The organism is Bacteroidales bacterium, assembly GCA_035299085.1.
In the GTDB taxonomy this organism is placed as follows: domain Bacteria; phylum Bacteroidota; class Bacteroidia; order Bacteroidales; family UBA10428; genus UBA5072.
The window spans coordinates 15,542-27,656 of the sequence record DATGXG010000001.1; the positions used below are offsets into that span (position 1 = coordinate 15,542).

11 protein-coding genes are annotated in these 12,115 nt (G+C 43.2%); 2 read left to right on the forward strand and 9 right to left on the reverse strand.

Features of this window, described 5'->3' with window-relative positions:
* Positions 1-3: 3 nt before the first annotated feature.
* From VK179_00065 to VK179_00100, 8 genes are all read right to left on the reverse strand, one after another.
* Complete coding sequence (locus VK179_00065) at positions 4-762, reverse strand: isoprenyl transferase (GenBank protein ID HLO57111.1); 759 nt, start codon at positions 760-762, stop codon at positions 4-6.
* Between the two features lie 5 nt (positions 763-767).
* On the reverse strand, positions 768-1,439 hold the full coding sequence (locus tag VK179_00070) for a DUF6089 family protein (protein ID HLO57112.1): 672 nt from the start codon (positions 1,437-1,439) through the stop codon (positions 768-770).
* Between the two features lie 104 nt (positions 1,440-1,543).
* The gene (locus tag VK179_00075) at positions 1,544-2,323 is read right to left on the reverse strand and encodes an outer membrane beta-barrel protein (GenBank protein HLO57113.1); all 780 of its coding nucleotides are present in this window, start codon (positions 2,321-2,323) and stop codon (positions 1,544-1,546) included.
* Between the two features lie 52 nt (positions 2,324-2,375).
* Positions 2,376-3,146 (reverse strand): C4-type zinc ribbon domain-containing protein, encoded by a 771-nt coding sequence (locus VK179_00080; protein HLO57114.1) that lies wholly within the window; start codon positions 3,144-3,146, stop codon positions 2,376-2,378.
* A gap of 6 nt (positions 3,147-3,152) precedes the next feature.
* Positions 3,153-4,250: a Nif3-like dinuclear metal center hexameric protein gene (locus VK179_00085; protein ID HLO57115.1), complete on the reverse strand. Its 1,098-nt coding sequence runs from the start codon at positions 4,248-4,250 to the stop codon at positions 3,153-3,155.
* Positions 4,251-4,470: 220 nt separating this feature from the next.
* The gene (locus VK179_00090) at positions 4,471-4,806 is read right to left on the reverse strand and encodes a MerR family transcriptional regulator (protein HLO57116.1); all 336 of its coding nucleotides are present in this window, start codon (positions 4,804-4,806) and stop codon (positions 4,471-4,473) included.
* Between the two features lie 294 nt (positions 4,807-5,100).
* Positions 5,101-6,072, reverse strand: a complete 972-nt coding sequence (locus VK179_00095) for a M23 family metallopeptidase (protein ID HLO57117.1) — start codon at positions 6,070-6,072, stop codon at positions 5,101-5,103.
* A 12-nt stretch (positions 6,073-6,084) separates the two neighbouring features.
* On the reverse strand, positions 6,085-7,056 hold the full coding sequence (locus VK179_00100) for a M23 family metallopeptidase (GenBank protein ID HLO57118.1): 972 nt from the start codon (positions 7,054-7,056) through the stop codon (positions 6,085-6,087).
* Between the two features lie 136 nt (positions 7,057-7,192).
* On the opposite strand from VK179_00100, the gene alaS reads away from it, so the two are divergent.
* The gene (gene alaS, locus VK179_00105) at positions 7,193-9,823 is read left to right on the forward strand and encodes an alanine--tRNA ligase (protein ID HLO57119.1); all 2,631 of its coding nucleotides are present in this window, start codon (positions 7,193-7,195) and stop codon (positions 9,821-9,823) included.
* Between the two features lie 70 nt (positions 9,824-9,893).
* Positions 9,894-10,619, forward strand: a complete 726-nt coding sequence (locus VK179_00110; GenBank protein ID HLO57120.1) for a hypothetical protein — start codon at positions 9,894-9,896, stop codon at positions 10,617-10,619.
* Between the two features lie 94 nt (positions 10,620-10,713).
* Here VK179_00110 and VK179_00115 read toward each other — a convergent pair whose 3' ends face one another.
* Entirely contained in the window at positions 10,714-11,982 is a 1,269-nt protein-coding gene (locus VK179_00115; GenBank protein ID HLO57121.1) for a zinc-binding dehydrogenase, read from the reverse strand.
* Positions 11,983-12,115: the final 133 nt, after the last annotated feature.

Genomic DNA, 12,115 nt, shown 5'->3' on the forward strand with positions numbered 1-12,115 from the left:
GGACTAGCTGTTTACTTTGATATTTTTAATCTGATCGGCAGTTTTCCCGAAACGTCTTTCCCGGTTTTGGAAATTTAGGATTGCTTCATACAGGTGTTCCCTTCGGAAATCGGGCCATAATGTCGGAGTGAAATAAAACTCACTGTAGGCAATTTGCCACAAAAGAAAATTGCTTATCCTGTATTCACCGCTGGTTCGGATTACCAGTTCGGGATCAGGAAATCCGGCTGTATCGAGGTACTTCTCAAATATTGATTCATTAATGCTCTCGGCATTAACCTTACCTGATTGGATATCAGCGGATAATTTTCGGACTGCATTCGTTATTTCCCATCTTGAGCCGTAACTTAGCGCGATGACCAGGTTCAGCCCGGTGTTTCCTGCTGTAACATCTATAGCACCCTGCAACTGTTTTTTGACATTCTCGGGTAAAACAGCAGTGTTACCTATCGTATGCAGTTTAATATTATTATCAATCAGGGTCTTGGTTTCGGCATCAATTGTTGTGACCAGAAGGGACATCAGGGCGTCCACTTCATTTTTTGGCCGTTTCCAGTTCTCGGTTGAAAAAGCATAAAGCGTGAGATAATTAATTCCCAGTTCAGCCGAAGCTTCAACAGTATCCCTGACAGCCTCAACGGCATTCCTGTGACCAAACACTCTTTGATTACCTCTTTTTTCAGCCCATCTGCCATTGCCATCCATAATGATGGCAACATGTCTGGGAAGTCTGTCTTTATTTATGCTTTCTTTATAATTCATTTTTATTATCGGTATGCCGGGCAATCAGCCGCAAAATTAAAAAACTTATAGGTAATAAAAATACCCATAATAGAATACCAGTCATTATTGTGAATCCATGATTGCTGACCTGACGGATTCTGAACGCCGTCAATGCGGTCGCTGAAGGTTTTCCGGAATCCCCATTCGGCTCCTGCGCTCAGGCGTGATGTAAGATTAATTTTAGCACCTATTCCGAAAGGAATGGCTAGTGTATTTGATGCATTGGTGTTTGAACTGATCACCAGGCCTCCACCAGCTCCGGCGAATAGATAAGGAGTGTAATTCCATTTGCCGAAATTAGGTGTAAACGACAAAAAATTAAACTCCCCCTGCACTGACATATCGAGCAGGGAAGTGCTGAAACTAGCCGGATTTGAAGGCCTGTCAGGATTTAACCGTTTGGGAAAATCAAGATCGTTTCCTGAAAGGTTAACTTGAAATACGTTCAAACGCAGGGCATACCGGGCATTGAAGTTATACCGGTATAAAAATCCGAACGAAGGAGCCGGGCGATAAAAATGACGATTCGGGTTGATATCACCCATATAGTAAGAAGTTCCGCCAAATACCCCGATATTCGCTTCGCGTTGAGCCATTGCTGAAAAAGGCATAGCAAGGGCAAGTAAAATAATATCCAATCTTAAGCGCTTCACCATGAATAAAAAGGTTTGTTGGAATTAAACGCAAAGTAATAGAATTTTAGCGCTTAAAATCACAAATAATCTTAAAAAAACAGAAAAATACAGAAGACGAAACAGGCTTAGAATCTGGCCCTTCTCCAAGTAGGATCGAGGAAAATAGGGATTCCCCTTCTTGATGTTGGAATCCGGTAAACCAGGTTAAAACTGGATATCCAGTAACTGTCCCAGTGCTTTGACCATGGTGATTTGAAACCATCGAGGAAATCGGAAGCGGATTGCCTGTACCCGATTTCATAACCGAACATCCACTTATCGCTTATGATTACTTTTAAACCGGCACCAAATGGAACAGATGCAGTGATACCGAAGTTATTCTTATACTTGTCTCCTTCGCGTGGCTCCATTTCAAGATGTGGCCAGTACATGGTAGCCCCAATTCCGCTGAACACATAAAAGCCAATGCGGGAATAATCGTTGATCATGCCACGCCTGTTAAACATAGCGGCTGATCTCATGAAACGAAATTCAGGTAAAAGGTAATATTCATAATGGCCGGCGATTTCAACAAGGTCAGTCACCGAAGTGAATCCCCGCAATTCGTTTCTTGATCCTGCGTAATCTGATGTTTTGCTGTAGCCATAAACAACGATGGCTTTTACGGATGACCTGGGGTTGACACGATACCTTGCACCAAGATACACCGAGGGGCGTGTACTCTTGAAAGTGATATCTTTTATAAATAAAAGGCTTGTTGCGTTTGGCGCACCGCCAAGATCACTGTAAACATTTGTAGTCCCGATTCCGAATATGCCTTCTACCCTTTTAAGCTTCCATTGTTGACCTGATAACGGAAGCAACATTAATAAAAGGACAGCCGCCGAAGTAATCCTTTTTACCATAATCAGCATTTAGCTATCCTCAAAGATAGCAAAATTGTTATATGAGAAGAATTTATTTTTCTTCTTCTACGAGATCGACGTCAACAAGGATACGTCCGCAATACTCACAAACAATGATTTTTTTTCTTGAACGTATATCGAGCTGACGCTGAGGAGGTATCTGGTTAAAACAACCACCGCAGGCATCCCTTTCAACCGAAACAACGGCGAGTCCGTTGCGTGCATTCTTCCTGATCTTCTTATAAGCTGTAAGAAGTCGTTCCTCAATAATCTGTTCGTACTCCTGCCTTTTCTTTAACAGGTTCTCTTCCTCTTTTTGGGTATCGGATGTAATTTCTTCGAGTTCACCTTTTTTAAGGTTCAGATCATTTTTGCGCTCATCCAGAACCTTCCTTGATTCCTCGATGTATTCAGCCTTTTCCTTTGCCTGGGCTGTGAATTCTTTAATCCTCTTTTCGCTTAATTCTATTTCAAGAGTCTGGTATTCAATTTCCTTTGATAAAGAATCGAATTCCCTGTTGTTTCTTACATTGTTCTGCTGTTCTTCGTATTTCTTGATAAGACCCTTTGAATTGGCCATATCATTTCTCTTACCGCTGATAGCGGATTCTATACTTTTTATTTCTTCCTGGAGTTTTTCAATACGAGTTTCCAGACCGGCAATCTCATCTTCCAGATCCTGCACCTCGAGAGGCAATTCGCCCCTGAGTGTCCTGATTTTGTCGATTTCTGAGTTGATTAACTGAAGCTTGTACAGAGCCCTGAGCTTCTCTTCAATAGTAAGTTCTGCAACATCTGTTGCGGGTTTTTTAACTTCTGCCATACTACCTTATAAATAATAAATAGGACTGGTATTAATGCGTGAAAATCGGACTGCAAAAGTAGGTAAATTTTTTTTAAGAATTTCATAAAAAATTTCAATAGTAAATTGCTCACTTTCATAGTGACCTGTATCAGCAACCACTATTTTGTCTTCTGCTTCAAAAAATTGGTGATACTTAATTTCACCAGTTACAAATAATTGAGCACCCGATGCAATGGCTGCAGGGATCAGGAAAGAACCACTGCCGCCGCAAACCGCAAGTTTCTTTACCGGTTTGTCGAGGAGGCGGCTATGCCTGACCATCGTGCATTTGAATGTGTCTTTTATACGGTTCAGCATAACCGATTCTGAAACCGGTTCGGCAAGTTCACCTGTCATGCCTGACCCGACCCGGTTAAAACTGTTTTCAAGCGAATAAATATCATAAGCCACTTCCTCATAAGGATGAGCCTTAACAAGGGCTTTAACAACTGCATTTTTGTGATGCAAGGGAAAAATGGTCTCCATTCTGACTTCATCTTCAAAATGAAGTCTTCCGATTTCCCCTGAATAGGGATCCGCTCCTTCACCAGCCCTGAATGTTCCTTTGCCCTCAGCATTGAAACTACACATGTCATAATTGCCGATGTGACCTGCCCCGGCTTCGAAGAGGGCATTCCTTAAGGCATCAGCATGGGATAGGGGCACATAGGTAACCAGTTTGTAAAGTATATTTTTCTGAGGCTGAAGTATGGCTGTATTAATCAAACCCAGTTTGTCGCATATGATCCTGTTCACCCCTTCATCCACATTATCCATGTTTGTGTGGGCGCAATAAATGGCAATGCGGTTACGTACTGCTTCCAGGATAATTTTCTGGGTTGTGTCTTTACCGGTGAGTTGCTTAAGGGGACTGAAAATTACCGGGTGGTGGGATATAATGAGGTTAAGGCCTTCTTTAACGGCTTCTTCAATTACGGGCATCGTTACATCTACACAAAGCAGGGCGCCGGTAATTTCATCTCCCGGATCCCCCACTACCAATCCCGAATTGTCATACGACTCCTGGTAGGCCAGGGGAGCGAAGGATTCGAGGTGATGGATGATGGAGGAGAGGTGCGTCATTGCGAGGAGCTTGATAAATTTATGATTATAAAAGGATAATAGAGTCGACGAAGCAATCTGCCCGAACAGGCAATACCTGGCCAGGACAATATGCGAAAAATCTCACTTTGGAAGGTCCTTCCTGTTCGGGCAGATTGCTTCGCACCGTAGGAACCGGTGCTCGCAATGACGAGCTTTTTCAGACCATCCGGTATCCAGCATCCGGTATCCCGTATCCAGTTCACAGTCCCTCCTTAATTTCCAACAACATTTCCTTTATCTGGGTCAGGGTTTTAACCACTTCAAAATTATTATTGGTGTCTTCGCGGTTATCCTTGAGTTTCTTTTTGGCGCCGCTTAATGTCATGCCTCTTTCTTTTACAAGATGATAGATAAGCTTGATGTTCTCGATATCCTGGATTGTAAAAAAGCGGTTTCCTTTTTTATTCTTTTTGGGCTTGATCACATCAAATTCCTTCTCCCAAAAGCGAATGAGCGATGTGTTCACACTAAACATATCAGCCACTTCCCCAATGGAATAATATAGCTTTTCTACTTTCTTTTCTTTGTAAGGCATAGGTGATAAATTAAACAAACTAAGATATAAAAATAATTGTGATTAAACTAATGGTTTAAACGATACTGGATGCGGCCAAAAGCTCGTCATTGCGAGGAGCATGCCGATACCTTAGATTATAGCAGTATGTAAAGCGACGAAGCAATCTGCCCGCACAGGAAGACCTTTACAAAAAGTAGTTTATGCACTTTGTAAGGGTGTGCCTGTGCGGGCAGATTGCTTCGTCGCAGTTATTTCTTTATAAACCGAATGATCTCTCAAGCTCCTCGCAATGACGGGCTTTTACAGTCACCATTAATCAAACGACTGGCCGGGCCTCATCGAGAGTTCGATCATCTGGTCGTATTCGTTTGCAGTAAGGTCATTGAAGAAGTAATTCATAGGATTTACCTTATCATTGTTGTGAATTACTTCATAATGCAAATGCGGAGCGGTTGATAATCCTGTGTTTCCTACAAAGCCAATTACTTCGCCCCTCTTTATTTTCTGTCCCTGTTTTACGTTGAAATGGTCCATGTGACCGTACAGCGTTTTCATTCCATAACCATGATCGATCACAATTGAATTACCATAACCACGTGCTGAGGATTCCACTTTCTCAATTACACCGTCACCCGTTGCATAAATTTCAGTTCCTACAGAGGCAGTAAAATCTATGCCGTAATGGAACTTCTTGATCTTATATATCGGGTGAATCCTGTAACCCCATCCTGAAGCCGTACGCTCGAGGTTTTTATTTGATATCGGCTGGATGTTGGGCATGCAGGCAAGCATTTTTTCCTTGCTTTTAGCCATTTCCATCAGTTCATCGTAGGATTTCGACTGTACAAGCACTTTCCGGCTAAGAATATCCAGGCGCTTGGCCGTGCGGATTGCCATCTGCGCATTATTCAGCTTCTCGAGATTTTTATACCGGTTTGTACCGCCGAAACCTGCCTCCCTTACCGAATGGTTAACAGGCTCAGCTTCGAAAATGGTTCTGTAGATATTATCATCACGCTGCTGCATGTCTCCCAGTACGGATTCAATATTATCAAGCTGCTTATTGAACAGTTCTATATTCAGGTTCATTTCACTGATCTGCCTTTTTAATCCCTTTTCTTTCGGGGAATCAATAATCCAGGAGAACGAGAGATAGCCGCTAAGCATAATTACCAAAAAACCGAATAGCATGCCTAATACCCGAATGGTCTTCTGCTTCACAGATGATTTCACCATGTAATAACTTAGTGAATCGGGATTGAATTTATACTTTACTTTACCCATCGCTGAAAGTATTTAGTAAGTCAAGTTGTCGTTAGTCTTTGCCTTTTTAATGATCTGCGCAAACTCTTCATGTGTTAAACTGGTATCGAAATAAAAGGATGGGTTCACCGGTCGGTTCTGGTATAAAACTTCATAATGTAAATGCGGTCCTGTCGCCCTTCCTGTTTGACCCACTGTTCCGATGATTTGGCCCCTGCTGATTTTTTCACCTACTTTTACTTTAACTGTCTGCAAATGTGCATAACGCGTTCCAAATCCAAACTTATGGTCTAACACAATCTCGTTTCCATAACCTGTACGAGAATGCTCTATAAAAGTTACAAATCCGTCACCTGTCGCATACACATTTGTCCCTTGCGGGGCAACAAAATCAACCCCGTAATGAGTCCTTACGGTCATAAAGAACGGGTCTTCGCGTTCGCCGAAGTGCGATCCGATCATTGTAAGATCATTTTTATCGATGGGTTGTATGGCAGGCAGGTGGGTTTGTCCTTCCGAGTATTCCATTGCTTTTTCGTACAACTGGCGGAAAGAACCCGATTCAATCTGAAGCTGTGTTGTAAGAGAGTTTATTACTGAGTTTACCTGGTAGCTGATGTCATTTTGCCTGACTAACTGGCCCCTGGAAGCAGAGCCTCCTGTGCCGGCACCTGTCACTGTTGAAGGTAACGTATCCAACTGCAGGATTATCCTGTAGCGGTTGTCCTTTTCAATCACATTCTCATTCAGCGTAGTTTTCAGCTTCTGACCTTTATGCAGTAACCCCCGCATTTCCATAGTAAGCTGATTTACTTGCTTTTGAAGAAATATAGATTCGGTTGATCCGAAGAAATGATTCAGCACATAACCTGATGAAAAAGTAAGGAGCAGAACAAGAATAAAGAACCCGGCAAGAGCCGTAATTTTCCGACTCCGGGTAATTTTTATTTCTTCATAGGTCAAAGTTACCGGATTGAAATAATATTTCTTCTTCCTGAAAATCAAAAACTTGTGAATGATTAGTTCATGATAAGGTACGTTAACAACAAATCTATAGGAAAAAAACTAATTTTGCAAATCAAATTTCAAGGGGATCTGGTTGAACCGGTCATTCATTTATCAAAATTATTAAAGTATTTACATGAATTCTGTAGTCGTTCGTCAAAAATTTCTTGATTTCTTCCGCGAAAAGGGACACGAGATAGTCAGCTCTGCACCCATGGTTATAAAAAATGACCCCACGCTGATGTTTACAAACGCCGGTATGAACCAGTTTAAGGATATTTTCCTGGGTAACGCTCCGGTTAAATTCAAGCGTATCGCTGATACCCAAAAATGTCTGAGGGTATCCGGGAAGCATAATGACCTTGAGGAAGTAGGGCACGACGGTTATCATCATACCATGTTCGAAATGCTTGGTAACTGGTCGTTTGGCGATTATTTCAAGAAAGAGGCCATTGCCTGGGGATGGGAATTCCTTACTGAGGTAATGAAGATCGACAAACAGCGCATATACGTTACAATATTTGAAGGCGATAGTTCAGAAAACCTTGAACGCGATAAGGAAGCCTATGATTTTTGGAAACAATGGATTGATGAAGACCGGATTATAAACGGAAACAAGAAGGATAATTTCTGGGAAATGGGCGACACCGGCCCTTGCGGCCCCTGTTCCGAGATCCATGTGGATCTGAGAACAGAAAATGAACGCTCTGCACTAAATGGGAAAGAACTTGTGAACAAAGGAAACCCGAAGGTCATTGAAATCTGGAATCTTGTATTTATCCAGTATAACCGCAAGGCCAGCGGGGAACTTGAGCCTCTGCCCAACAAGCATGTCGACACCGGTATGGGTTTCGAACGGTTATGCATGGTGTTGCAGGGAAAAACCTCGAATTACGATACAGATGTTTTCCAGCCTATCATCACTGAAATTGCACATTTAACAGGCATTCCCTATGGCAGCAGAGAAAAGACCGATATTGCGATGCGTGTGGTGGCCGATCATCTGAGGGCTGTATCGTTTGCCATTGCCGACGGACAATTACCATCCAATGCACGGGCAGGTTATGTGATCCGCAGGATCCTCCGCCGTGCCGTAAGGTATAATTATACATTCCTGGGACAAAATAAACCGGTTATTTTTAAACTGGTGCCGGCCCTGATACAGGCTATGGGTAACGCTTTCCCTGAACTGGAACAGCAAAGGCAACTTGTTGAGAAAGTGATTTTCGAAGAAGAGCAATCGTTTTTACATACTCTTGAAAGCGGCGATAAACGGCTTAAAGAGTGCATTGCTTCCATGAAAAAGGGCGAAACCGAATTAAACGGAAAAATTGCATTTGAATTATACGATACATATGGTTTCCCGCTTGATCTGACTGAGTTGATCCTGAAGGAAAACGGACTTACAGTGAACCGTCAGGAATTCGAAGCAGAGATGGCTCAGCAGCGCAACCGTTCCAAAGCTGCCGCCGCAGTGGAATCGGCCGACTGGATCATCGTAAGACCCGGAAATGACCAGACTGATTTCATCGGCTATGATAAATTAAGAGCAGAGGTGAAAATAAGCCGCTTCAGAAAGGTCAGCCAGAAGGATAAATCATTTTATCATCTCGTGTTCAACCAGACTCCTTTCTATGCCGAAAGTGGCGGACAGGTGGGCGATACGGGCTACATTGACGATGGTGATGAGAAGATTAAGATTAAAAATACATTCAGGGAACATGGCCTTGTCATTCATGTTGTTGATAAGCTTCCGGCCGATACATCCACTGTATTTGAAGCTGTGGTTACTGATAAAACAAGAAGCAATACCGCCAGGAATCACTCTGCCACTCACTTATTGCATTACGCATTGAGGCAGGTTCTTGGCAAACACGTGGAACAAAAAGGCTCGCTGGTAAATGCAGATTACCTGAGATTCGACTTTTCCCATTTCCAGAAGATGACACAGGAAGAACTGTCGAGGGTTGAATCCATTGTGAATGATAAGATCCGTCAGAATATAAGGGGTGATATTCATGTTGAAGTTCCCATGGAACAGGCTAAAAAAATGGGAGCCATGGCTCTTTTTGGTGAGAAATATGGCGACCGGGTGAGGGTAGTGCAGTTTGATGATTCAATCGAACTTTGCGGGGGTACACACGTGGATTCAACCGGAACTATCGGCCTGTTTAAAATTATTTCCGAGAGTTCAATTGCAGCGGGTATCCGGCGTATTGAAGCCATTACAGGAGAAAAAGCTGAAAACTGGTACCGCGATCTTGAGAATAAATTCCGGACTATCGAACAACTGTTGAACAATCCCCAGGATGCCGTCAAAACTATTACAGGCATCATTGAGGAAAAGGCAACTCTGCAGAAACAGGTTGAAAAATTTCTGCAGCAATCAGCCCTTGCTTTCAAAGAATCGCTTAAACACCATATCAGGGTTGAAAACGGCATTTCACTTATAAGCGCGATAGCTGCAGAACCGGTTAATGATCCTGCTGTCATCAAAGATGTAGCGTTTATGCTGAAAAACGAAATTGAAAACCTTGTTCTCGTTATCGGTGCCATCACAGGCGGAAAACCGTTCCTTGCCGTGGCTGTTTCGGATAAACTTTTTAAGGAACAGAATCTGAATGCCGGAGAAATTGTGCGAACCGCTGCCAAAGAATTCAACGGCGGAGGCGGCGGACAACCGTTCTACGCCAATGCAGGCGGTAAGGATGCCGGTAAGCTTCAGGCTGCCATGAATAAAGCACTTGAACTGGCAATAAAAAAATAGTCTCTTGTTTTGTGATTGTCTATTAAAGTATTTTTAATAATTTCATCCATTCCTTAAACTTCAATTACTTATGAAAAAATTACATGTTCTTCTTTTCGCTATTACATCGGTTCTCAGCATATCATTTGCAACTGCCCAGACAGCCGATGAAATCATTGCCAACTATATTAAAGCAATAGGTGGTAAAGAACTGCTTACCCAATTGAATTCGGTTTATATGGAAGGCACGATGGATGCCATGGGCAATAAGGGTTCTTACAAAACAACTCTTCTGAACGGAAAAGGTTATAAACAGGAGATTGACGTGATGGGCACGCAGGTTGTTATGTGTGTTACCGATTCCATGGGTTGGCAGATCAACCCGATGAGCGGCAGCTACAATGCAGAAAAAATGGCCGATGCACAGTATCTTCCTTCAAGGAATGATATTTATGCCGGCGGACTTTTCACCACAGATTATGCTTCGAAGGGATATAAGATTGACCTGGCAGGACAGGAAACCGTAGTCAATGTTAACGCATGGAAAATTGATGTTACCGCTCCCGATAATTCGGTGACTTCCTATTTCTTTGATCCGGACACCTGGTACCTTATTAAAACGATCAACCGGGCTGAAATGATGGGTCAATCCATGGATATTGCCACAAATTTTTCTAACTACAAGAAGCTTGATAATGGCTATGCCTCACCTTCAACCGTTGAAGTAAATTATGGCGGACAATTTTTCCTCACAGCCAATTTCACAAAGATCGAGCTGAATAACCCGGTTGACCCGGCGATTTTTGCGAAACCGTGAGGGGAAGGTAATCAGTAATCAGTAATCATAATCAGTAATCGGTACCGAATACCGAACACCGAATACTGAATACTGAATATTGAATACAAAACACTCATCGTGACATTGTAAGTAAAACCTCCTCGGCCTCTGTACTCCAGAGGCCGTTGTTTTTTGCGGTTATTTCTGCCAGGCTTGCAAACAGGGGATTTGTTCTGCCCTTTTCAGCAAAATCGGCAATGGCAGTGAGCGGTAAAGATATATTTGTATACATCAGCTTTTTACCTCCCGGGATTTCAGGTAAATGCTTTGTTGTTTCTATTACAGCATCCAATCCGCCGATATGCGTTACCAATCCCGCCGGATCGAGTCCTTCCGACATCATCTGCAGTGCTTCAAGCATATCGGTGTTATTTCCACCGCTTGTACCTACAATGTGCGTGAAGCTGTAATGCACATTGTAAAAGTTAAAAGGAGCCCTGAAGCCGGGATCGGAAGGACCGGCAAAAAAGTTAAGGCAACCGTCAAACGCCAGTATGCTGTCGCCCTGCTCTATAACTGAAGGAACCGGCGCAAAAACAAAAACATCATCAAAGCCTTTATCACCGGTGAGTTTTCTGAGTTCTTTCACCGGATCGGATATAGTTGCCGTATTGATATAAACCAGTTTTATTCCCTTGCCTTCAATTGTTTTGGTTTGGAATAGTTCAGAAGCTCTTCTGAGCCGCTGATCATCGATATCGGTAACCACAAGCAGACCCGGATTGCGGTCCCTGCGGTTAACCACATAATTAATGGCTGCAAGGCCCATAGGACCTGCACCTGCCAGCAGCGCCATGTTTCCGCCCTCTGCAATTTCCATCTGGTGAACATAGGATCCCGGTTTTGTATGATAGTTGGCATGAATGGCACCGATAACGCAGGAAAGCGGCTCGGCAAGGGCAGCAGGATAAAAGCCTTTCCCGGAATAGGGCAGAAGGCAATTGTTTTCCATCACCTCATTGGGAATAATAACATGGGTGGCATCACCTCCAATGTATCTGTAGGAATAGCCTGGAGCGCTCAGTATGCCAACGGGACCTCCCGGGTAATTGAGGGCAGGCTGAATAGAAAACTTCATGCCGGGTATATACCGTGATTCCCATTTTTTGCCGGCTTCAAGAATGATTCCGCTGAATTCATGGCCTATTATGGTGGGATTCAGGTGCACATCGTCCGGTATCCGCTTATGATCAGCACCCTGTTTGGTGGCTTTGTAACTCGACATACACAGGCTGTCGCATATCACATGCGCCAGGATTTCATCATCTTTTATCGGGGGAAGGTCGAATTCTTCGAGTCGTAAGTCGTTTTTACCGTAGATGCGAACTGCTTTTGTTTTCATTTTAATGTCTCTAAGTTTGGCGAAATTCCTGTGCTGGCAGATTGCTTCACCCGCAGGAATCGGGTTCGCAATGACGGCCTGTTTTACCTATCTCAACATCTCCTGGCCGCCGGTGACGGGTAAGGCCTGGCCG